This is a genomic window from Xenorhabdus griffiniae (genome assembly GCF_037265215.1).
Lineage (GTDB): Bacteria > Pseudomonadota > Gammaproteobacteria > Enterobacterales > Enterobacteriaceae > Xenorhabdus > Xenorhabdus griffiniae.
Map to the genome: position 1 here is coordinate 1,868,098 of NZ_CP147737.1, position 21,868 is coordinate 1,889,965.

24 protein-coding genes and 3 pseudogenes are annotated in these 21,868 nt (G+C 43.7%); 24 read left to right on the forward strand and 3 right to left on the reverse strand.

All coding sequences use genetic code 11. From position 1 onward, the window contains the following. The 13 genes and pseudogenes from WDV75_RS08320 to WDV75_RS08380 form a co-directional block, all read left to right on the forward strand. A complete protein-coding gene (locus tag WDV75_RS08320) occupies positions 1-306 on the forward strand; it encodes a hypothetical protein (RefSeq protein ID WP_273557339.1) in 306 nt (101 codons plus the stop codon). Continuing rightward, positions 300-2,666: a toprim domain-containing protein gene (locus WDV75_RS08325; protein WP_273557340.1), complete on the forward strand. Its 2,367-nt coding sequence runs from the start codon at positions 300-302 to the stop codon at positions 2,664-2,666. The genes WDV75_RS08320 and WDV75_RS08325 overlap by 7 nt, the downstream gene beginning before the upstream one ends. A 315-nt stretch (positions 2,667-2,981) precedes the next feature. Next, positions 2,982-3,347 carry a hypothetical protein gene (locus WDV75_RS08330; RefSeq protein WP_273557341.1) on the forward strand — a complete coding sequence of 122 codons (366 nt, stop codon included), beginning with the start codon at positions 2,982-2,984 and terminating at the stop codon, positions 3,345-3,347. 222 nt (positions 3,348-3,569) lie between these two features. After that, positions 3,570-4,724: a phage major capsid protein gene (locus WDV75_RS08335; protein ID WP_273557342.1), complete on the forward strand. Its 1,155-nt coding sequence runs from the start codon at positions 3,570-3,572 to the stop codon at positions 4,722-4,724. A 42-nt stretch (positions 4,725-4,766) separates the two neighbouring features. Next, positions 4,767-5,315, forward strand: a complete 549-nt coding sequence (locus WDV75_RS08340; protein ID WP_273557343.1) for an HK97 family phage prohead protease — start codon at positions 4,767-4,769, stop codon at positions 5,313-5,315. A gap of 2 nt (positions 5,316-5,317) precedes the next feature. Next, positions 5,318-6,535 (forward strand): phage portal protein, encoded by a 1,218-nt coding sequence (locus tag WDV75_RS08345; RefSeq protein ID WP_420497478.1) that lies wholly within the window; start codon positions 5,318-5,320, stop codon positions 6,533-6,535. Further along, on the forward strand, positions 6,528-6,830 hold the full coding sequence (locus WDV75_RS08350) for a head-tail connector protein (protein WP_273557345.1): 303 nt from the start codon (positions 6,528-6,530) through the stop codon (positions 6,828-6,830). Before WDV75_RS08345 ends, WDV75_RS08350 begins: the two co-directional genes overlap by 8 nt. Further along, on the forward strand, positions 6,830-7,264 hold the full coding sequence (locus tag WDV75_RS08355) for an HNH endonuclease signature motif containing protein (RefSeq protein ID WP_273557346.1): 435 nt from the start codon (positions 6,830-6,832) through the stop codon (positions 7,262-7,264). The genes WDV75_RS08350 and WDV75_RS08355 overlap by 1 nt, the downstream gene beginning before the upstream one ends. 173 nt (positions 7,265-7,437) lie before the next feature. Beyond that, entirely contained in the window at positions 7,438-7,797 is a 360-nt protein-coding gene (locus tag WDV75_RS08360; protein WP_045957969.1) for a phage terminase small subunit P27 family, read from the forward strand. An 11-nt stretch (positions 7,798-7,808) separates the two neighbouring features. Further along, positions 7,809-9,470, forward strand: a complete 1,662-nt coding sequence (locus WDV75_RS08365; RefSeq protein ID WP_273557406.1) for a terminase large subunit — start codon at positions 7,809-7,811, stop codon at positions 9,468-9,470. 1,264 nt (positions 9,471-10,734) lie between these two features. Next, on the forward strand, positions 10,735-11,016 hold the full coding sequence (locus WDV75_RS08370; protein ID WP_273557347.1) for a hypothetical protein: 282 nt from the start codon (positions 10,735-10,737) through the stop codon (positions 11,014-11,016). A gap of 414 nt (positions 11,017-11,430) precedes the next feature. Next, positions 11,431-11,520 (forward strand): annotated as a pseudogene (locus WDV75_RS08375) (DUF4102 domain-containing protein); the annotation flags it as partial. Positions 11,521-11,817: 297 nt separating this feature from the next. Then, positions 11,818-11,989: pseudogene (locus tag WDV75_RS08380) on the forward strand (IS1 family transposase); the annotation flags it as partial. A gap of 1 nt (position 11,990) precedes the next feature. On the opposite strand, the pseudogene WDV75_RS08385 reads toward WDV75_RS08380, so the two are convergent. Continuing rightward, positions 11,991-12,362, reverse strand: a pseudogene (locus WDV75_RS08385) (DUF3800 domain-containing protein); the annotation flags it as partial. A gap of 29 nt (positions 12,363-12,391) precedes the next feature. Here WDV75_RS08385 and WDV75_RS08390 point away from each other — a divergent pair. From WDV75_RS08390 to WDV75_RS08405, 4 genes are all read left to right on the forward strand, one after another. Then, positions 12,392-12,679: a phage holin, lambda family gene (locus WDV75_RS08390; RefSeq protein WP_273557348.1), complete on the forward strand. Its 288-nt coding sequence runs from the start codon at positions 12,392-12,394 to the stop codon at positions 12,677-12,679. Beyond that, a complete protein-coding gene (locus WDV75_RS08395; protein ID WP_273557349.1) occupies positions 12,676-13,092 on the forward strand; it encodes a structural protein in 417 nt (138 codons plus the stop codon). The genes WDV75_RS08390 and WDV75_RS08395 overlap by 4 nt, the downstream gene beginning before the upstream one ends. A gap of 245 nt (positions 13,093-13,337) precedes the next feature. Continuing rightward, entirely contained in the window at positions 13,338-13,505 is a 168-nt protein-coding gene (locus WDV75_RS08400) for an Rz1 family lipoprotein (protein WP_420497484.1), read from the forward strand. 46 nt (positions 13,506-13,551) lie between these two features. Then, on the forward strand, positions 13,552-13,779 hold the full coding sequence (locus WDV75_RS08405) for a crAss001_48 related protein (protein WP_273557351.1): 228 nt from the start codon (positions 13,552-13,554) through the stop codon (positions 13,777-13,779). Between the two features lie 1,122 nt (positions 13,780-14,901). Here the strand turns inward: WDV75_RS08405 and WDV75_RS08410 are convergent. Continuing rightward, positions 14,902-15,564 (reverse strand): hypothetical protein, encoded by a 663-nt coding sequence (locus tag WDV75_RS08410; RefSeq protein WP_273557352.1) that lies wholly within the window; start codon positions 15,562-15,564, stop codon positions 14,902-14,904. Between the two features lie 408 nt (positions 15,565-15,972). Between WDV75_RS08410 and WDV75_RS08415 the strand changes: the two genes are divergently transcribed. The 6 genes from WDV75_RS08415 to cml all read left to right on the forward strand — a co-directional run bounded on the left by WDV75_RS08415 (position 15,973) and on the right by cml (position 20,885). Beyond that, the gene (locus WDV75_RS08415) at positions 15,973-16,203 is read left to right on the forward strand and encodes a hypothetical protein (RefSeq protein ID WP_273557353.1); all 231 of its coding nucleotides are present in this window, start codon (positions 15,973-15,975) and stop codon (positions 16,201-16,203) included. A 58-nt stretch (positions 16,204-16,261) separates the two neighbouring features. Then, complete coding sequence (locus tag WDV75_RS08420; RefSeq protein ID WP_273557354.1) at positions 16,262-16,849, forward strand: terminase small subunit; 588 nt, start codon at positions 16,262-16,264, stop codon at positions 16,847-16,849. 5 nt (positions 16,850-16,854) lie between these two features. Continuing rightward, positions 16,855-17,070 (forward strand): DUF7079 family protein, encoded by a 216-nt coding sequence (locus WDV75_RS08425; RefSeq protein ID WP_273557355.1) that lies wholly within the window; start codon positions 16,855-16,857, stop codon positions 17,068-17,070. Positions 17,071-17,280: 210 nt separating this feature from the next. Beyond that, on the forward strand, positions 17,281-17,370 hold the full coding sequence (locus WDV75_RS08430; protein ID WP_273557407.1) for an ATP-binding protein: 90 nt from the start codon (positions 17,281-17,283) through the stop codon (positions 17,368-17,370). A 1,227-nt stretch (positions 17,371-18,597) separates the two neighbouring features. Next, a complete protein-coding gene (locus tag WDV75_RS08435; protein ID WP_273557356.1) occupies positions 18,598-19,020 on the forward strand; it encodes a fascin domain-containing protein in 423 nt (140 codons plus the stop codon). 650 nt (positions 19,021-19,670) lie between these two features. Then, positions 19,671-20,885, forward strand: a complete 1,215-nt coding sequence (gene cml / locus WDV75_RS08440) for a CmlA/FloR family chloramphenicol efflux MFS transporter (protein ID WP_420497479.1) — start codon at positions 19,671-19,673, stop codon at positions 20,883-20,885. Positions 20,886-20,951: 66 nt separating this feature from the next. On the opposite strand, the gene nqrE is transcribed toward cml, so the two are convergent. Next, on the reverse strand, positions 20,952-21,551 hold the full coding sequence (gene nqrE, locus WDV75_RS08445; protein WP_420497480.1) for an NADH:ubiquinone reductase (Na(+)-transporting) subunit E: 600 nt from the start codon (positions 21,549-21,551) through the stop codon (positions 20,952-20,954). A gap of 91 nt (positions 21,552-21,642) precedes the next feature. Between nqrE and WDV75_RS08450 the strand changes: the two genes are divergently transcribed. Beyond that, the gene (locus tag WDV75_RS08450) at positions 21,643-21,861 is read left to right on the forward strand and encodes a hypothetical protein (RefSeq protein WP_273557357.1); all 219 of its coding nucleotides are present in this window, start codon (positions 21,643-21,645) and stop codon (positions 21,859-21,861) included. Positions 21,862-21,868: the final 7 nt, after the last annotated feature.

Below are 21,868 nucleotides of genomic sequence, written 5' to 3' on the forward strand. Positions count from 1 at the left end.
ATGTCTGATATCTATAACCACTTGGTACGCACCAGCTTTAACGATCTGAGCACCAAAGAACTCAAAGATCTGCGCAAAAACTCCGAAGGGGCATTGAGTAGCGTGATGGCGGCAATGTCTGCAATGGGGGAAATGGCTTTCTGGTCAGTTGATAACGAAAACTATGACAATCGTCAGGCAAGAGAGGATTTACGCCGTATCGGTGAAGCCCTGATGTACCTACCCCGAATTGCCGAAGCGCTGAACGACACGGAACAAAACGCTCAGTTTGAAATCCATCACCGCGAGGGATTCCCAAAATGGTAAGTCATATTGATATTCGGTCGGTGAAAGCGGCAGCGCAAAATCAGTGGCAAGGTTTATTGTCTGCCTGTGGGGTGGATGTTCCGGCAAAGGGTAAGCATGGCGCTTGCCCCATCTGTGGCGGGAATGACCGTTTTCACTTCATAGACGACCACGGTAACGGTGACTGGCATTGCCGCCAGTGTGAACACCCGAATCACGGCGATGGCTTTGATTTACTGGTAAGAAGCAAAGGGATAACGATCACTGAGGCCGCAAAGATGGTTTCTGAGGCGCTGTTGCTTCCTTTACCAGAACCCAAGCCCGCCAGAAAGGAGGCTCCAAAATCGGAGGCTCCTCCGATAGCCGAGAAAGTGAACAAGCTGGTGGCTCAGGCTACTACCGGACAATCCGACTATCTGACCAAAAAGGGGCTGCCATGCCCCGATCAGCGATTATTGAAAAATGGCTCTTTAGTGCTGGTCACTCAGGCACTGGACAGCACAATCACCGGTGCTCAAGTCATCAAGCCGAATGGTGAAAAGCGCTTTGTGCCCGGCTCGAAGAAAAAGGGGAGTTTTATCCCTTTATCGCCCATCACCGGAACGCCGGACACAATCATTATTGCTGAGGGTTATGCTACGGCCTTAACGGTCAATCAATTGCATGAAGGCTTGGTGCTGGCTGCGCTGGATGAGGGCAATTTATCGACGGTTGCCGGACTGGTGAGAGAGCGGTGGCCGACAGCAAAAATCATTCTGGCGGCTGACAATGATTGGCATGAATTGGGTGAATTAGACGACAAGGGCAAACCCAAGAAGAACGTGGGCAAGATTACAGCAGAGAAGACAGCCAAAGCTATCGACGGGTGGATCACATTACCGCCGACAGAACACAAGGCTGATTGGGATGATTATCGCCAGAGTCACGGCATTGAGGCAGCAAAGCAGGCATTCAGTGAAGGGTTGTATCAGGAGGGGGAGAAGAAAGTGGAAATAGCTAACGTTATTTCGATTAATCCAGAGAAGCAGAAGAAAAAACGTACCGGTAACAACCTTGCGCAACTGGCGGATAATGAAAAGGCTTTATTGCTAACAGAGCGGTATGAAGGGATTGCTATTCACTCAGAAAGCGAGGGATTCTATACCTATCAATCGGGGGTCTGGAAGAAAACATCATTTCTGGATTTAAGCCGGGAAATGGGGAAAGTGTATACCTTGCATGGCACTAATTTTAGTAAGCGCGCACTCAATAATGTGGTGGAAGCATTAAAGATTGTTGCGCCTGTTATGGGTGAGCCATGTCAGAGCATGATCCCCTTTGCGAATGGTGTCTTTGATATTGAAACAAAAGTCTTCTCACCTCACCGACCTGAAAATTGGTTATTAAATCACAATGGCATTGAGTATACCCCGGCAAAACCGGATGAGAATTTGCGGGATGGTGCGCCTAATTTCCATAAATGGATAAGCCACGCCGCTGACCGAGATCCGTACAAGATGAAGCGGATATTTGCAGCGTTATATATGGTGCTGGCTAACCGTTATGACTGGCAGCTATTTTTAGAAATTACGGGTGAAGGGGGTAGCGGTAAAAGCGTCTTCACCCAGATAGCAACGTTATTAGCAGGTCAGCACAATACAGCCAGCGGAAATATGGTGGCTTTGGACACGGCACGAGGCCGGGCGCAATTTGTGGGTAAGAGCATGATAACGCTACCCGATCAACCCAAATACACCGGGGAAGGTACGGGTATAAAAGCGATTACGGGCGGTGATGCCATAGAGATTGATCCCAAGCATGAACAGCAATACACAACAATCATACGGGCAGTGGTTGTCGCTACTAACAATACCCCGATGATATTTACTGAACGTGCGGGTGGCGTGGCTCGTCGGCGTGTCATTTATCAATTTAACAATAAAGTGAAAGAAGAAGATAAAGACCCGCACTTGTCAGAGAAAATAGCCCATGAAATTCCGGTTATTGTCAGGCGATTGCTGGCGACATTTGACGACCCAGAACAAGCCAAAGTGCTATTACTTGAGCAGCGTGATAGTGATGAAGCATTGGAGGTTAAACGGGCATCTAACCCTGTTTTAGATTTGTGTGCGGCACTGGCTTTTATGGGAGAACCGCGAGGGTTAGAAATGGGCGGTGGACGTAAAACAGAAGAAGAGCGCCAGCCAAAAAGATACCTTTATCACCTTTATCTTTCATTCATGGAATATCAAGGGCTAGGCCGTCCTCTGAGTGTAACCGAGTTCGGGAAAGCGGTTAAAGAAGCAGCTAAGGAATATAAGGCTGAATATCTGACACGAACCATCAAGGGCAGACGACAAACTAATGTGCAATTGACCGATAAAGCGGACGAGTTTATCTAAAAATAGCGTTTGGTTATCTACCTTGTCTACCTAATGGTTATTTATATATATTAATCATATGGTTAATTAGGTAGATAACTATTTGAAGATTATCTACCTATTATCTACCTTATCTACCCAAAGGAAAGAAAAAAGTAGGTAGATGAGGTCGAAATGGGTAGACAATGGGTAGATAGCGAAAAGTTAGTCATCTACCCACTCAACGCCTTGCGCCACATGGGATAGTGTGAGTGGGTAGATAAGGTAGATAACCCCGGCACATTTTTTTATAAACGTTAAAGCACAAAAGTAGTTACCCTCAATTTGGAGATTAAAATGAACCGAGTTCAAGAGTTAAAAGAAAAAGTCAGTGAATTGAATGAATTATTAGATTCAGGGTATCCAAGATACCGTTTTGATAAAGAAACCAGTGAAGAGATCAGCCAGAAAATTACAGCATTGAAAGATTCAGCTTCACAGCTTTCTAATCAATTAAGAAAACAGTACGCCAATGGAGAATTATCAAAATTTGAAATAGCTTTTATTGAACCCGCGATCACAGATGCCTATATGAAAGGAGTCGATAAGATACGCAGAGGCGCTAAACCTAGCCAAACTATTCATAATCACATAGTTGATACATTATCGACATTAGAATATTGGATAGGCAGTATCGAAGAATATCAGAGTAAAGATTTGTAAATATTCCGTCCTCATGTTTCCCCTTGTTGAGACCTCTTGTTTAGAGGTCTTTTTATTCTATTTTTCATGTATATAGTAACAAATGGCACTCAGACGTGAGCCGCCATCAGGCCGTTTAATCAAGCTGCGCGAAGCAGCCTGTGAGACGCAGAAAAAGGTTATTCGGCCTGTCCCTCAATGTTGGTTTCACGTCTTAACATTATTTGTTATGGAAACCATTTCATGAAAAAACTTCTCGAATTACGCCAACAGAAAGCCGATTTAACGACCCAAATGCGTTCACTGCTCACCAAAGCCGAAAACGAAAAACGCTCACTCAATGCGGATGAAGCCAAACAGTTCGACGAGCTGCGCACGCAGTCCGAGGCACTCAATACAGAAATCGCCCGTTATGAGGCGCTGTCTGATGAAGAACGCAATCAGGCCAAGAATCAGCCCGCCAATAAAACACTCAGCAATGACGAACTGCGTCACTATATTGTGACCGGGGAAACGCGCACCTTGTCTACGGGCGTACCCTCAGAAGGTGGCTATACCGTTATCCCGGAGCTGAACAGGCAGATCATGCAGCAACTGGCTGATGAGTCGGTTATGCGCCGAATTTGTACGATTAAGACCACACGCAGCAATGAGTATAAACAGCTTGTTTCGGTCGGGGGTGCAGAGGTCGCCCACGGGGAAGAAGGCAAGGCACGTAGTGAGACAGCCACACCGACGATGGAAGAAGTCAGCATCAAGCTGTTTCCGATTTATGCCTACCCGAAGACCACCCAAGAAATCATCGATTTTAGCGATGTCGATATTTTAGGCTGGTTAACCTCAGAAATTGCAGATACGTTTGTGGATACCGAAGAAACGGATCTCGTGAGTGGTGACGGCAGCAAGAGAGCGAAAGGTTTTCTGTCTTATCCCCGTGATACCCAAACTGACAAGGTACGTGCGTTCGGTACACTGCAAAAGCTGGAAGTTGCCAAACTGGAAGCCGATAGCCTGATTGACCTGAAATTCTTGCTCAGGAACAAATACCGTAAAAATGCGGTGTGGGTGATGAACTCCACGACCGCCGCCAAAGTGCAGAAGCTGAAAAACGGCAATGGCGATTACATCTGGCGCGAACGTCTGCAAGCGGGTGATCCTGATATGTTGCTGGGCTTGCCTGTCCATTATCTCGAATTTATGCCGGATGATGCTATCGGTCTGGGTGACTTCAAACGCGGTTACTTCATCGTTGACCATGATACCGGCACCCGCACCCGTCCTGACAATATCACCGAACCGGGGTACTACAAAGTACACACGGATAAATATTTGGGTGGTGGTCTGGTCGATTCCAACGCCATCAAAGTGCTGGAAATCAAAGGCACGAAAGCGGGTTAACGATAAGGGGCACTGCGCCCCTTTGTAGTCTGGAGTCTACCAATGAAAAATGAGTTTGAAATCCGCACCGCTTCCCTGTCTGCCAGTGATAAGAAACTGACCGGTTATGTCATTAAGTGGAACAGCCGATCACAAGTGTTGTGGGATGAGTTTGTCGAGCAATTCGCCCCGAATGCCTTTAGCGCCAGTTTAATGGCGGGTGCAGATGTCAGGGCTTTGTATGAACATGATCACATGAACCTGTTAGGCCGTACTGCGTCGGGTACATTGCAGCTTGCCGAAGATGCCACCGGATTACGCTTCGAGTTAACCCCGCCGGATACCCAATTAGGGCGTGATGTACTGGCACTGGTTGAACGGGGTGATATTTCCGGTGTGTCCTTTGGCTTTCGAGCGATAAAAGATCAGTGGGATATTGGTCAAGAACCTTATATCAGAACCGTCTTAGAGGCTGAATTACGGGAAATCACCATTACCAGTTTACCCGCCTACCCTGAAAGCGGTGTTGAGATTGCCAAACGCTCATTAAACGCAGCCAAGCCCTGCAATGTGGATTTGCGCCATTACTGGCTACAACTGTCTGAGGTGTGATGATGTGGCCTTTTAAGCGAAAAGCTGCTGAGACTCGCAGTATGAGTATTGATGAGTTTCTTTCTCTGGCGGGTATATCTAATACCAAATCCGGCGAGCATGTTTCACCGTCTACAGCGGAAGGTTTACCCGCAGTCATGAATGCTGTCACGGTGATCAGTGAAGCCGTAGCCACCATGCCCTGTTATCTCTATCGGGTTCAGCACCAGCACGGCAAAGAATCCCGCGAATGGTTGAGCGATCACCCGGTCGATTATCTGCTCAATGAATACCCGAACGACTGCCAGACGCCCTTTCAGTTTAAGCGAACCTTAATGCGCCATTGTTTACTGAATGGTAATGCGTATGCGGTCATCGTCTGGGGAAAAGACGGGCAGCCACAATCTTTGCACCCTTACCCGCCGTCAGCCGTGGTCGCGCAACGATTATCCGATCACCGATTTGCCTACACCATCACCGAACCTTATAGCGGTAAGGTGAAAACCTACTTACAGGAAGAAATCCTGCATTTACGCTATGCCACCGAAGATGGCTTTTTAGGCCGCTCACCTGTCACTATTTGCCGTGAAACATTGGGCTTAGGTCTGGCACAACAGCGCCACGGCGCTAGCATCATGAAAGAAGGCATGATGGCGGCAGGCGTGATTAAATCCGCTGAGTGGTTAGATGGTGTCAAAGGCAATAAGGCACTGGAAGCCCTCGAACGTTACAAAGGTGCTCGCAATGCAGGGAAAACGCCTATTCTTGAGGGAGGGATGGAATACCAGCAATTAGGCATGAGTAACCAAGATGCGGAATGGCTGGCCTCCCGCCGTTTCACCATTGACGATATCGCCCGGATGTTCAACGTCAGTCCTATCTTCCTGCAAGAATATTCAAACAGTACCTACAGCAACTTTAGCGAGGCATCACGCGCTTTTCTGACAATCACCATGCGCCCGTGGCTGGCTAACTTTGAGCAGCAAATCAAATCGGCTTTATTGCTGAATTCACCCACAAAAGGCATTCGCTACCAAGTTGAATTTGATACCGCTGACCTGCTGCGCGCCAATCCGAAAGAACGCTTCCAGAGCTACGAGACAGCGATTAAATCCGGTGTGATGTGCCCGAATGAAGCCCGTGAACGTGAGGGATTATCCCCCCGTGACGGTGGAGACGAGTTTAGCCAGGCATGGAAACAAGAGGTCAATATTAAAAAAACAGAGGTGAAAGATGAGTGACCCCCTCATGACATTGGATGAAATCAAGCAGCATTGCCGGATAGATGAAAGTGATACGTTAGAAGATACCTTGCTTCAAGGTTATACCGAGGCTGCATTGGAAGTCTGCCAGCAACATATCGGTAAGCGGTTTGATGAAGGCTTGGTATTCAGCCCGGCGATGAAAGTCGGCTGTTTGCTCTATATCGGCTTGCTGTATGAAACTCGTTCGATGGCGGTAGATGCAGAACTGAAAGAAGTGCCTTTTACCATCAAATCATTATGGTCTGTCTATCGTGATGTGGGAGTCTACTGATGCCATGGCAACCGTTAAAGCGTTGTACTTATCCGAGCTGTCGTGAGCGGGTAACGTCTGGTCGATGTGAGCAGCACAAACGGGAAGCCAGACGACAGCAGGACAGTAAGCGAGGAACCCGAACAGCACGCGGTTATAGCAATCAATGGGGTAAGTATCGGTTGATGTACCTTAAAGCGAACCCCTTATGTGTGATTTGCCTGAAAGCCAGTATCTACACTCCTGCTACCATTGTTGACCACATTATCCCGATAGACGGTGACAGTGATGTGTTGTTCTGGCCTGACTTCAATCACCAGTCAATATGTCATAGCTGCCATAACACCAAGACGTTTAAACAAGACCCGATAACCAAGCAGAAGCGCAAGCGCGGTGAGTATCGGGAACAGGAAGAAAGAGCGGCAAAGTATCGAGGCTGGTTAGTTGCAAATTGAAACAGTCACATCATGATTTGATATTAATTACAAGAAAAACAGTTTCAAATGAAATGATCGGGGTGGGGGAGTAAAAAATGACAAACGCCCCGCTCATAGGAACCGCCGCCCCCTCGAATTTTTACGCACGGCACTTTTTTCAATAGCAGTAATTTCATAGGAAACAATAGATTATGGCAAGAGCACCCAAACCCCCCGTGTATTTAAACGACATCGCCGCCGAGCAATGGAAATCCAAAGCCAAAATTCTCAATGAGCGGGAAGACCTCAGTCCGGCTGACTGGAACAACTTAGAACTGTATTGCGTCAACTATGCGATTTACCGCAAAGCCGTTGAAGACATTGAGGTACGTGGGTTCGCGGTGGAAGGTTCACGCGGTGCGGCGACCAGTAACCCCTCACTGAAAGCGAAAGCCGATGCGGAAAAAATCATGATAAAAATGTCGTCATTGCTGGGCTTTGATCCGGTTTCCCGCCGCCGGAATCCGATAGAAAGTGATGAACCCGATGATTTAGATGTGCTGATAGCCTGAGTAGTTCAATGATGAACGCATGGGAACAGTACGCTTTTGATGTCGAAAACGGCACAATTCCGGCCTGTAAACGGGTAAAACAGGCCGTAAAACGCTATTATAACGACCTGAACAACCCGCTTTATATGTTCGATACCGAAGTTGTAGAACGTTTTGTGGGCTTTTCCCGCCTCTGTCCGCACGTCAAAGGCCACTTGCGCGGTAAGCCCATCATGCTTGAGCCGTGGCAACAGTTCGCTTTTGCCAATCTGTTCGGCTTCAAAGTCAAAGCAACCGGACGGCGGAAATACCGCAGTGCTTATATTCAAGTGCCGCGCAAAAATGCCAAATCTACGGTAGCCGCGATACTGGCTAACTGGTTTTTGGTAATGGAGAACGGGCAGCAGGACATTTACACCGCCGCCGTGAGTCGGGATCAGGCGCGTATCGTGTTTGATGATGCCCGGCAGATGTGCCTGTTATCAAAACCGTTCAAGAAACGAGTGACTATCCAGCAACACAAAGTCACTTACACCAAGAGCAACAGCCTGTTAAAGCCACTGGCAGCCAAAGCCGCCACGATTGAGGGTACTAACCCCAGTCTTGCTATCGTCGATGAATACCATTTGCACCCGGATAACGCCGTCTACTCCGCGCTTGAGCTGGGCATGGGCGCACGTCCCGAAGGTATCCTGTTTGCCATTACCACGGCAGGCAGTAATGTGATCTCAGCCTGTAAGCAGCATTATGATTATTGCTGTCAGATATTGAACGGCGAAGAACAAAACGAATCACTGTTTGCCCTGATCTACGAGCTGGACGACGAGCACGAGATTGATGATGAAAGCCTTTGGATTAAGGCTAATCCGAATCTGGATGTCTCCGTAGACAGTAATGCTTTGCATGACACGATACAGAAAGCGCGGGGTATTCCGTCACAATGGACAGAGATGCTGACCAAACGCTTTAATATCTGGTGTCAGGGCGAAACGCCGTGGATGGGGGAAGGTGCTTGGAAAAACTGCCAACTCGACTATGACGAAAACGACCTCAAAGGCTTGGAGTGCTACGCTGGGCTGGATTTATCCTCCACAGGCGATATCACCAGTATCTGCTACACGTTCCCCGTGGATAACGAACTGTTATTGCTGACCCGCCATTACCTGCCCGAAGCCCAGCTACAGAATCCTGCCAATAAGAACCGGGCTGTTTATCGTCAATGGGTACAGGCGGGTTGGATACGTACCACGGTAGGCGATTGCATTGATTACGACCGTATCCGTGATGATATTCTCAAAGAGAGCCAGCACTTTGATATCAAACTGGTGGGTTTTGATACATGGAACGCGACCCACTTACGCACCCAACTACAGGGCGCTGGGCTGGATGTTGAGCCGTTCCCGCAAACCTACATGCGCTTTAGCCCGGTGTCCAAGTCGGCTGAGGTATTTGTGAATCGCAAGGTCATTCGTCACAACGGCGATCCGGTGCTTGCTTGGGCGATGTCCAATGTGGTGATGGAAACGGACGCGAACGCCAATATCAAGCCGAACAAGAAGAAATCCGCGAACAAAATCGACCCTGCGATTGCGTTCCTGATGAGCTTCGGCACATGGCAGGCGGAGCATGAAGATTTTGCGTTCAGCCTCAATGAGGAACAGAAGCAGAGATTGGCTAACTTTGATGGAATTTAGCTAACCCGTTGATTTAACTCATATCCCGCATGTAGCAGGAATTATTAATAATCAATGAGTTACGTAGAGTAATTTTGTAACCTATTGATTTTACTTATTTCCGGCATGGTGACAGAAATTAAGGAAATCAAGGAGTTAGCTAACTATAGAGCAAATCCCTATAGTTGCCGTAGATGGTCAAAATCGTGACCATCTCAAAGTGTGAGATTCCATTTAAGGTATTGGGGAAATCACCACACCTTTTAGCAGAGCTAAGCGTAGGGTATAGAGGAAATCTCAATACCTTTTGCTTTTGTACATGCGGAATTTCCCCGTATGTAACTGACCCAATTATTTTGGGTTACCTGTCTCATTGCCCGGAACAAGAACTGCACCTCTTTAAGAGGTTTAGTTATAGATCACCCAATAGGTTGAACTGACCCTCTTTAAGTGGGTTAGTTTGTGCCGACGAAATTCGTCGATGCAAAATCCAATATCCGATAATCGGACTTTGGGTGTCACTGACAGTTAGTCAGTCGCAAATGGTTTTGAGCGTAACCGATAGTTACTCACAAAATTTGAGCGTCAGTCTGGCTGACTCACAGAATTTGCTCAACTCATTAAGGGTTGCACAAACTTTGCACGTATCATTTAGCGACGCACAGACTTTGTACACCTTTTTAAGAGGTGTGCCCAAAAGAATTATGTAAAAACAGATGGTTAAGTCGTTTTGTCCAGCCCCTTGCGCTCAAGCAACATATTGAAATATAGTGAATTTATTGCGTTTGTCCAGCACATAAATCAACCATCACGGAAATCGTGATAGGGTGGTCAAACTGACCCCCTCGGAAAAATCAAAGGGTTAGCCAACTATGGTTACTACTTTTCCTCAAAGTGAGGATGAACGCGAATATCAATGAGTTACCTAACTATGGTGAAGATCACCACAGTTGCTACTGGTTACAACTTCCGTGAGCGGTGGTACAGATATGGACAGTTATTGACAGTTATTTTTCGTATCTGTACCACCTTAATTAATTGATATTTAATTGAAATATTGCAAGTGGTACAGATGGTACAGTTATTTCGCGTTTTTTTCGTTAAAGCGTGATTTTCGAATAAATTAGCTAAACCTCCATTGTGGTAATCACAACGCAGAGGCTTGAGTTTAAGTCGTCCAGCACAAGGTTACTGAATGTAACTCAGTACGTATTACGTTCGCAGTGATTTAACTTATTGATTATTATCATGGTTGAAAAACCAGTTCATCTATAGGCGGTGGAACATGGCACGAAGACAGAAGAAGAATGCACCCTCGATAGTCGCTACGATCACAGGCAAGATTACCGCTTCCCCCAAGCGTATCAAGTGCCAGACGGGGAAAGTGATGGCAGTCGCTACCCTACAGGCACAGAGCGATAAGCGCAGTGATTACCCGCTGCGAGTCGTGGGCTTTGATGAAATGGCGCTATCGGTGATGCTGTTACAGAAAGGCCAGGTGATCACAGTGACGGGAAAGGCTTCTTACTGGCAGGGCTATCAGTTGGCTGTTTTCTCTATCGCTTAATAGGTTCCGATGAAATTCGGCGCAACCTCTCCACAAGGTTGGTACTTTTAACGTACTGACCTTGTCTCTTGATTACTGAAAACACATAGGTAGCACAATAGAATTGGCGAGAGTTCTTAACAAAATGTAAGTTGTATAGAAATTTGTATAACTTTAAAAGATAAATTAATTTATTTGATATTTATCATTATATTAACCGTTGTGTATTGCTCCCTCCTCCACTTACACTTCTCGCAACGTCTCCTAAAGTCTATTTTCCCCAATAAAATCAACGAAAACTCCCAAATAAAGCGCTATTAACGTCTACTGGCATCTATTGCAATGTACCCCAGTCAGGGGGTATATATAGGGGTAACTTTCTGTACTCCCTAAAAAAATACCCCCGTTACTGTGAGGGGCAAGGATGCTAGAAATATGAAACTAACAGCCCGACAAGTTGAAACAGTAAAACCCCAAGATAAAGATTTTAAGCTATCGGATGGCGGCGGTTTATATCTATTGGTCAGGGCGGGATTCTACTTTGCGTAAAAATTATACATTTCGCAGATATTGATAATTTCTCACATTCAATACGATTTTATTGATAGGTTTTGATATCTGGCATGAACATTTATTGAGCTGGAAGAGGGTTGTTTTTATCCACAATAACCATATAGAAAATGTGAGATCCCGCCCTGTGCTTTTATCCCTCATTAATGCGAACATTACGCTCACCTTTCAGTAGATGAATTACCTGAATTTCTGGTCACGTATTCAATTTGTTGTTTCTCATGTATACCCTTCACTTTTTCAGGAAATAAGCTGGCAACGGTAGAAGTGAAATGTCGATTTTGTCAACAAACCGAATCGGATAAGAAAACATGGTACGGGTCAAGGTGAACGTCAGCGTTATCGTTGCCTGTCTTGCCGCCGTACTTTTCAGCTTGAATATGCTTATCGTGCTTGCCGGACGGGCATAAAAGAACAAGTTGTGCAATAACATTACCTATTTTCGTGGAAATTAATTTCGTGAAGTGTTTTCTCATTGCCAAGTCATAATCGCCATCATGAAATGCCTTATTGACCATAGATTTTTCTATAACAATGCAATGAAAAGCCAACCAAGGATTCTGGAAGAAAACATCAACTAGCTCTTTGTAAAAATCGGCGTATTTCTTGGAGTTAGCTTTTTTCCATTTGATTTCTTCATAGTACCTATGTTTGTCTCTTAGTTTTCTAATGATGCGGGAGAAATCACCTCTGCGTTGATATTTCATCCATAGGCTACCAAAGCCATAAAAGCGTTGTCCATCTATACCTGATTCATCACAAGCCACATGCCAGATTAGTTTCCCGGGGTCTCTCATGAAAGATCCTTTTGTATAAAAGATTCATAGTGATTAATTTGCTATTAAACTCGTGGCCGCAAATATCCGGTTTTGCTTTGGCGATAGCGATTTGTTATGGCCGACTAATTTACGACGGTGTGGAACGTAAGGACCGCTGGGTAGAGGCGCTGCTCTGCAGGGCCTTGTCATGGAGTGTATCCAGTGGTCTGGAGATGTTTGGCATTCCTATCAATTTTGCACCCGCTATCGGGGGCGCCGTTGGTTTTATTGGTGTTGAGAAAATACGTGAGTTTGCTATTCGTGCCATTAATAAACGTTTGGGGGGTAAACAGTGAGCAGAGGGATTAGGAATAACAATCCGGGCAACATTGACTATAACCCCGCTAATAAATGGCTGGGACAAATTGGAATTGAAACGGGTGCAAAAAATCCTCGGTTCTGTCGGTTCGAGTCACCAGAGTATGGCATTCGGGCACTGTTCAAATTGCTGAGGAACTATCAGGCTAACCCAAAATTACCATTGCACTCGATTAGAAAAATCATCAATCGTTATGCCCCCTCTGTTGAGAACAATACGGAACGTTATATCCGGTTTGTGGCAGAAAAACTGGGTGTTTCGGCTGATGTAACAATATCCACTCAGGATAAACATATTTTGTTTGCCCTGGCAGAGGGAATTATCCATATGGAAAACGGCCAGCAACCCTATTCACCGGAAACGTTCGAACGGACGTTTGAGCTGCTATGAGTATTAAATTGGTGTTCTATCTGGGGGCGCTGGCATTGTTTTTTGTATTGATTATCGCGCGCAATTTCAATTTGACAAGATAGCAGCGTTAGAGAGCGGTAAAATGCAGTTGGAGCAATCTTTATCAGAATAGGTCGCCATTAACACCACCCAGCAGGAGCGTATCCAGCAACTCCACGAGCTGGACACACGGTACATTCAGGAACTCGCCCATGCCAAGACTGAAATCGACACTTTTCGCGCTGATGTTGCAGCTGGTCGTCGCAAGCTGCGCATCAAAGCCACCTATCCCGTGTCTGAAACCGTTACCGCCGGCAGCGTGGGCAATGCAACCGCCGTCGAACTCACTGAAGAAACTGGATCAACTGTTCTTGATATCCGAGAAGGCATCATCAACGACCGGGCAAAACTGAGATATTTGCAGGATTATGTTAATACTGAATGCTACAAGGTGACGAAATGAATCAACAAACCCTGCAACCACATCAACAGCGCGTTATCGACGAATTAGCAGAACTCAATGAGAGAATTGAAAAACTGTCTGTTTTCATAGGCAGCAATACTTATAACGCACTAGAGGAGTCTGACTGCTACCTGTTAAAAATGCAGCGGTCAGCTATGTATAATTATGCTGAAATCCTGCATATGCGCGTTAAGAGGTTCTCCTCACCACCTCAGAGCAAATGATCTGGGGGGGGTAAATATATCAGCTTAGATATTTTTAATCTTAATTTATTGTTTACGTAGAATTAATACGGTGTAACTTGATTTCCTACTAATTGCAAGGGTGTAGCTGATGCAATATTGCGCTGAGGTAATTGAGTAAGGTACTCAAGACCGGTGTGGTCATTTATATACGGCAATATACACTTGAGATAGTATTCCAAATCTATATCAAATGAATGATACTTTAATATATACGAGAGTGGATTCTCTGCTCTAAAACCTAACATTCTTATTCTTCTGATAATGCCCGGTGAGACAGGATTCCGTAGGTGCTCTAAGATCGATAATATTTCTATATCCACTAATTCTTAATGACATAATTCCATTAACTTGTCTATATTCAGACAAATATCTCGGATTATTAAAACGTGCAGCTAAATATCGCGGATGAAAGCATTGCATATATCGAAAATCTACGTTTGCTAAATAGCAAAAATATTTGATCATTGCCATAGATGTCACAGATCTTGGCATAGCTAACTCCTACTTAAGAACATAGACTCAAACTTACAACAATACCTAACTTTATTCTCACCTAATATCAAGCGAATAATTCTTAACAATTAATTACTCACTGAAACTAAAGGCAACTAACCACGGGGCGGCGCTCTCGCGGGAAACGGCTCGTTTTCCGATTTTCATGCTGTCAGTAGCAGATCATTTAACCTATTGATATCAATAAAGAATAAAGATTTTGAGGTGACAAATTTCAGCAAGGTGTGTCAGCTTAGTGTCTTTTATCTATTTGATTATTATGTAAAAAATGTGTAATCACCTGACAATATGGGGTGACAATGTCTAATGTCAGCAATCTGGGGGACGCGTATATAACTTTTCAAAATGGTGGGAGTATCCACTGCATTGAATATTCATGTGTACAAATGGTTTATATTGTTAATTGCCATTCCAATGTTGATTTATGGCTCAATTGTGATTGGCCTGATACCGGCATTCAGAGAACTGCGTGATCTATGGCGGGAACCCGTAAAATTTGACACTCTACGTCAAATTCCCGATGGCCTTATTGAGATATAGCAAATAACACCTCACCACCTCAGAGCAAATGATACTGAGGTGGCGGGATTATTCCCAAGGACGCCAAATTCTGCCTGGTCGAGGTGGTTGAGGATCTTGGGATTCTTGACGTGGCTGTGTACTAAGGCGCCTATAGGGGTGAAAAGCATTACCAGTCCCACCAGTTTGTCGCGGCGGCTGAGTAACTTGTTGATATGGTAAATGTAGGCCAGATGGTCCGGGTTGAGGACTTCTTGATGGAGAAGGTGCAGGGCTTTGGTAATTTCTTAAAGCGTCTTGGATGTTATGATATTTTCGCTCAGTTATCCTCTCTTTAAAACGATTAATGTAATATACATCCTGTGGTGAAAAGCTTGGCAATATAATTGTCTTATAGGCATTAAGCGTTACATCATAGCCAGTATGGTTAGCAAGTCTATATACTGAACCATCTTGGCTATGACTGCGGATTGAGAGAGACAGTTGCATATCAAGCTCAAACCCCAATTGGTGGAGCCTGTTTGGTAAAGAATTACTTATACTAACATTAGTCGCCTGATTCAAATGTGCTCTGCGCCTCAGGTCATTGCGTACATTTTCATTTTCAAATATAGCAGTTAGCGTTCTGTTCTGATTGGTTGGCTCGTTGTATTCACATAGCACAGGAATGCCACTGGGATTACGAGTATTTTCTAATTCGCGAAAAACCCCTTCCAATACAGGATCAGGCATAATTACCTCCAATAAAAGTAAGTATATTGCAATCACACTTAACCCCATTTCTTCCCAATAACAAGCGAATAATGTTTAACAATTAGTTACTCACTGAAACTAAACCCAATATTTCTCTATCCATTCCCTGAGTGGCTACAGAAATAACTCATGCCGCCACCCGTTCCCATCGCACACGGCTGGTGGCATTTTTTATATCTGAATTTCACTGCGCATTCACAGCGCCATTCTTTCAACGTCGAATCCAATCACTTTGATATGAGCCTTCGAGGAAGTCAGTTATAGCTGGCGAGCTTCGACGGGCTGATTACCTAATGAAAATCAATCAGAGCCTAGTGTATCGACATCTGTTTGGAGACATACAGGTCAACCAGCATTTCATTGCTGGTCTGCTTGATGGCAGGCTCGGTGAGAAACTCTCTCCCAACAGCCAAACACTGTTTTACAGCAAGTTACTTGAATCCTTTAAAGGCGATTGATGAGCGTGTTGTGTTTGTCGGCGGCATAGAGCTTGACCACCTCGATCCACCAAAAAGTGGGGGATTTCAAACGGAAGTGAGAAGAGAGCCTTATCCAGGGAAATCTATTGGAACAGCTATTGGTGAATGCAGGAAGCATCGCGCTGAATGGCGCAACTAACTATGAAAGTTTATGACAACCATCTCCGGGTGGTTTTTTGCTATATGGAGAAATGAAAATGGCACTCACCGACAAACAGGAGATGTTTTGTCGCGAGTACCTCGTTGATTTGAACGCCACTCAAGCGGCTATTCGTGCGGGGTACAGCGAAAAAACAGCAAACCGCACTGCATCTGAGAACCTGTCAAAACCTGATATCCAGTCACGCATTGCTGAACTCAAAGCGGAGCGTAATGAAGAAGTTGGAATTAATGCCGCCTGCGTATTAAAGCGATTGGTCGAAATTGACCAAATGGATGTGCTCGACGTTCTCACTGATGGAGGCGAACTCAAGCCCGTAAAAAACTGGCCTAAAGTGTGGCGTACCACGCTATCAGGTCTGGAAGTGCTTGAGACAGGTTCACAAGATACCACGGCCTTACTTAAGAAGATCAAATGGCCGGACAAAGTTAAAAACCTCGGTTTGCTAGGTAAACACGTCTCTGTTCAGGCATTTAAAGAGCAAATTGATCAAAAGATTGAGGCAACGCATAACATTATGCCTGTGCCTACCTGCCGCCGGTGGAGCACTTGCTGGTTTATCTGTATCTCCGGTATGTGGGCCTGGTGCTCCCGTCTGTGCTGTTGTTATGGTATTAGTGGGTAGCTCCGGTGTGTTATACCAATGGTTTTACTCCTTTATCTCCTGTATGGGCTTTTTTTGAACGTGAGCAACTTTGGGCAGATATTCAAATTGTCAGGGAGAAAAAAATAATGGGAAATAAAACAGAAAAAATAAAAATGAATATTAGACAGTGTTTTTTACGCAGGTATCTTGCAAAAGATTGGCAATATTTAAAAAAAAGAATGATTGATTCGGATGACTAATTTATATCAGCTATATTGACGGTCATTGTTAGTGTAATATTACAGATAATAGGTATGTGATGATATATATCATATAATTATTAGTGTTTGCTAAAAATAGGGGCTTGTTATAATTTATCAACCACATAAAGGAAAAATAGTTTTTATTAAAAAAATAAAAATACACGGGTATAGAATTTATAAAAAGTTAGTGCCTACTCCAAATTCAAAATTAAACATTATTGTGGTGATAATGAAGCAGGTAAATCAACTTTATTAGAGGCCATTGCATTAGCTTTAACAGGACGAATTAACGGATGAAGTGCATCGGAAGAGTTTAATTCGCATTGGTTTGACAAGAGGACGGCGAGAATACTACCGTCCTGCTCGGTTTACTATAATTATAAACACACTGCAATAGTTGTTGGGCCTTTTTCGCTCATTGCTACGCACCACTCCATACAAGCTTTCCATCTGTCATAATCATTCTGATTCGAACAAATAGAAGCATAAGTCTGCATTGAAGCTAAAAGTGTAGTGCCTGTTAACAGGCAAAGAAGAATGAACTTTTTCATTTTACTCACCCCCATTTCACTGACAACAACAAAAACTAATTTACCCTTTAAACCTATTTTCACCCAATAACAAGCGAATAATGCTTAACAATTAGTTATCCTCTGAAATTAAAGTCAATATTTCTTTACCCATTTCTTGAGTGGCTACATAAATAACCCATGCTACTATCCCGTACCCAACGCTCATGGGCTGGTGGCATTTTTATTTTCAACTGCGCACTGCAGCGCACATCAATATAATTGGTTGATCTTAACGAGGCCGTTACTTTGACCTTGGGGAATATCGATATCGATACACCTTTGCATCGGGTTATCGCCATCTGTCGGTATTAGCTATGACATGCCTCCTTGCCAACAAGCGTACAGACAGAATCAAAAATAACCATGCCCTCGTAAGCTACCATGGTAAACATCTGCTGTAGGCAGACGAAGAGATGTACAGCCGGAGAGACGGCCTACATTGATTACGCCCGTGGACAACACTACCAGTAACAAAACCGTCATTTCGGTAACGTGACGATCAACTTACTGATAACGTATGTTTTGAAATGCTGACAGATTTTCAAAAATCGCCACTTTCTCATCGGTACTGCCCGCTGAATGGATAATTGTCATCACGACATTACTTGCCTGAACTGAACGAAAGAACGTGGCGGCGGTAATAGTGACGGGAAAGATTTAATGATTCTATCATAAAAATGGAACAGGCAACTAAATATGTGAATCTGACAAATACCAAGGTTGAGAAGATTCTTTACTCTTGGCATCGTAAGGAGTGAGTAAGTTTTTTACGATTTTGACATGCTATTTAATATGAAATGAATATTTTTTGTTATTTGGTTTTTTAAACGGAATAGTATGCTGCTCAGCAGGAGCATCATATTTATTTTATGGTTTGAAATTATAAATATGAGAAACGAATGGAGTGGTAATTTAATAATGAATAGATTTTATAATTAATTAGGGGTTCATTATGGGACTTAGAAGAGTAACTATTGCATTACAAGCAGATAATGGTCTTTATTTAAGTCGAATTGATAGGAATGGGATTCAATATATTGAAGCGGCAAAATCTGGTATAGATGAATATTGTCGTTTTACTGTTGTCTATCTTGATCCAGCTAATCCTAATAAAATAGCACTTTATGGAGATAACAAACTTTATCTCAGCCGAATAGCTGAATCAAATGGTAATTTTATCGAAGCTATTAAACCAACGGCGGATATTTACTCTGTTTTCACTGTCGTGGATGTCGGTTGTAATATAATTGCATTGAAAGCTGACACAGGTAACTATCTTAGCCGAATTACAATAAATAATGTTGATTATATCAAACCTGATAAAGTTGCTTTGGATGTCTATTGTCAATTTCGGGTAGTAACTTTGGTTGAATAGTGAAGATGATTATTATCTTTCTTGTTAACTGGAACGAATAAGTTTATATATTTAGTGGCCGCATAATGGGGCCACTTTTCTGTTTATCCAGCGAAGCAGACAAACTTGTCAGATGCTGTTCATTAGAAAAAAAGCGCAACAAAATATATACAGTAATATACGCATTAAACTTCAAGTTACAATTTATGACACGATATGAAACCTGATTTCTATCCAAGAAGTAAATATGTATTCAGAGAATGAATGTAAACAGCACACTGAAACATTAATAAGCTTGTTCGCAGCATTGTACCCTGACCAGATAACTCAGGGTTACACTGTGTTGAAAGAAAGTCAGCTAAATTAGTATTAGCAAGCCGTATAATCAGCTTGATAAAAGCGGGAAATTCAGTAACACTTGATTTCCCTGCTAATATACGCAGGTAACATAGGGGTTAAAAGGAATATCGTATTTAGTTAATGAAAAACTATCTATAAAGTACCCCAGTAATTTACGACTACAGGATAACCCATATATGAGTACCCTCAAAATGCACATAACAGATAGATAAGCCGCAGCAATCACAGTTTTTTCGGTTGTTGCGGCGTTCTCAAGAAGCATTTACTTCTATAAGTATGCCGCCAAATCCTTAACTTTAGGAGATGGATTCGTGCACTCAAAAGATTTTTTCTGGCAATATTCTCTTACCGTCACAATATTATTGTTATCCCCATTCAACTTATTGGCATCACTGGCTATGGATATGTATCTGCCCGTAATGCCTTTCATCGCTGATGAACTTGGAGCTGGAGCGGGAGCGATCCAGTTAACGCTGACTGTATATATGATCCTGCTAGGCGTCGGCCAGCTTCTATTTGGCCCGCTGTCAGATCGGTTAGGTCGCCGTCCTGTTTTGCTTAGCGGTGGAATTGCTTATACGGTTGCTTCATTCGGCCTTGCCATTACTTCATCACCAGAAGTTTTTTTGGGTTTTCGCATGATTCAAGCCTGTGGAGCTTCAGCATGTCTCGTAGCCATGTTCGCGGCTGTACGTGATATCTATTCGGGCCGTAAAGAAATCAACGTAATCTATGGCTTGCTCGGTTCTATGCTTGCTATGGTTCCGGCAGTAGCTCCTTTGCTCGGAACGATGATTGATATTTGGTTGGGGTGGCGCGCAATCTTTGCTCTATTAGGCTGTGCGATGGCGGTTACGGTTATTGTGGTCTGGAAATTCTGTCCAGACAGCAGACGGCAACCGACAACAGACTTACAGTGGTCGCAATTACTTCTTCCTGTAAGATGCCGAAATTTCTGGATGTATACACTCTGCTATAGTGCAGGGCTGGGAAGCTTCTTCGTCTTCTTTTCAACGGCCCCTTGGATAATGATGAATCGACAAGGATTATCACAAATTACTTTCAGTTTGCTATTTGCAACTGTGGCTATCGCAATGATGGTGACTGCGAAAAGTGTGGGTAGTTTGATTACCCGCTGGGGGCTTCTAAGTACGTTGCGGGTAGGAATGTTTTGCCTGATGGCAGGAGCGTTGCTGCTATCTGTTGGGGAAACGTTCATACCTGAGTCGGTGGTTGGCTTTATTGTTCCAATGTGGCTTGTTGGTGTTGGGATCTCTATGGCGATTTCAGTAGCACCTAATGGCGCACTACAAGGTTTTGATCATATGGCCGGAACAGCAACGGCACTCTATTCCTGTTTGGGTGGGGTATTGTTGGGAATAGGTGGAACGCTCACCATTACACTTTTATCCAATGCTACTACCTGGCCGATTATTGCTTATTGTCTGGTTCTGGCAATAGTCGTACTTTGCCTGTCCTGCTTTATTGACCATGGAAGGCAAAAACAGTCGGATCAAAGTTGTTAAGTGGATTGACTTGCGAATACCGTGACAGGATTATAAGCCTCGCGTTTGCGGGGCTTTTTAATTTTATTAAATTGATATCCCAGAGAATGACATAAATCCAAGTGACATAAGGCCGACAGTGATAAAAGTAATGCCTAATCCCTTTAACCCTTTGGGTATATTGGAATATTTCATTTTTTCTCGTAATCCGGCTAGGGCAATAATCGCGAGCATCCAGCCAATACCACAACCTGCGCCATAAGTAATAGATTCAGCAAAGTTATAGTTTCGTTCAACCATAAATATGGTGGCGCCAAAAATCGCGCAGTGAATAGTGAGCAATGGCAGGAAAATTCCTAGCGAGTGGTAAAGAGAGGGAATAAATTTATCGAGAAACATTTCCAAAATTTGGACAAGAGCAGCTAAAACACCGATAAAGGTTATAAAATTAAGAAATGATAAATCTATGCCTTCAATGAGAGTATTCTCTTTGAGTATATAATGATAAATTAAGTTATTGATTGGAGTGGCTAATGTAAGCAATGCTGTAACTGTTACACCTAGTTTAAATGCGGTTTTTACTTCTTTAGAAACAGCTAAAAAAGTACACATTCCAAGGAAGAAACTTAAGGCCATATTCTCAATAAAAGCTGCTTTAATGAGTATATTTAAGTGATTTTCAATCATAATTTCCTCCTATGTATGATAATCTGTTTATAGTCTAAATAAAACAGTGAATTAATTAAAGCTATCTTTTAAAAAAATGGGAGGTAGGTTGATGAGTATGAACTTGGAAGAAAGGGTGTTATCAGCACTTGATGAGCATTATCCTGAGTTACGTCATAAAATTGCTCATTATGATGTTGAGGTGACTCAAGAGAATTGCAGCATAAGAATGTGGATTAAAGGCGAAGTTTTGCCAAGATATATCATATTTGCTAGGGACATTGATACTGACAATTTGTACCTGACACATGGGATCAGTAATGAAATCTAGCAAACAT

Coding starts and splice junctions, on each gene's coding strand:
- WDV75_RS08325 (WP_273557340.1), top strand. CDS start 300: ATGGTAAGTCATATTGATATTCGGTCGGTGAAAGCGGCAGCGCAAAAT.
- WDV75_RS08360 (WP_045957969.1), top strand. CDS start 7,438: ATGGCAAGAGCACCCAAACCCCCCGTGTATTTAAACGACATCGCCGCC.
- WDV75_RS08365 (WP_273557406.1), top strand. CDS start 7,809: ATGAACGCATGGGAACAGTACGCTTTTGATGTCGAAAACGGCACAATT.
- nqrE (WP_420497480.1), bottom strand. CDS start 21,551: ATGATTGAAAATCACTTAAATATACTCATTAAAGCAGCTTTTATTGAG.
- WDV75_RS08450 (WP_273557357.1), top strand. CDS start 21,643: ATGAGTATGAACTTGGAAGAAAGGGTGTTATCAGCACTTGATGAGCAT.
- WDV75_RS08420 (WP_273557354.1), top strand. CDS start 16,262: ATGGCACTCACCGACAAACAGGAGATGTTTTGTCGCGAGTACCTCGTT.
- WDV75_RS08335 (WP_273557342.1), top strand. CDS start 3,570: ATGAAAAAACTTCTCGAATTACGCCAACAGAAAGCCGATTTAACGACC.
- WDV75_RS08355 (WP_273557346.1), top strand. CDS start 6,830: ATGCCATGGCAACCGTTAAAGCGTTGTACTTATCCGAGCTGTCGTGAG.
- WDV75_RS08400 (WP_420497484.1), top strand. CDS start 13,338: ATGTTGCAGCTGGTCGTCGCAAGCTGCGCATCAAAGCCACCTATCCCG.
- WDV75_RS08330 (WP_273557341.1), top strand. CDS start 2,982: ATGAACCGAGTTCAAGAGTTAAAAGAAAAAGTCAGTGAATTGAATGAA.
- WDV75_RS08435 (WP_273557356.1), top strand. CDS start 18,598: ATGGGACTTAGAAGAGTAACTATTGCATTACAAGCAGATAATGGTCTT.
- WDV75_RS08410 (WP_273557352.1), bottom strand. CDS start 15,564: ATGCCTGATCCTGTATTGGAAGGGGTTTTTCGCGAATTAGAAAATACT.
- WDV75_RS08370 (WP_273557347.1), top strand. CDS start 10,735: ATGGCACGAAGACAGAAGAAGAATGCACCCTCGATAGTCGCTACGATC.
- WDV75_RS08340 (WP_273557343.1), top strand. CDS start 4,767: ATGAAAAATGAGTTTGAAATCCGCACCGCTTCCCTGTCTGCCAGTGAT.
- WDV75_RS08405 (WP_273557351.1), top strand. CDS start 13,552: ATGAATCAACAAACCCTGCAACCACATCAACAGCGCGTTATCGACGAA.
- WDV75_RS08320 (WP_273557339.1), top strand. CDS start 1: ATGTCTGATATCTATAACCACTTGGTACGCACCAGCTTTAACGATCTG.
- WDV75_RS08345 (WP_420497478.1), top strand. CDS start 5,318: ATGTGGCCTTTTAAGCGAAAAGCTGCTGAGACTCGCAGTATGAGTATT.
- WDV75_RS08350 (WP_273557345.1), top strand. CDS start 6,528: ATGAGTGACCCCCTCATGACATTGGATGAAATCAAGCAGCATTGCCGG.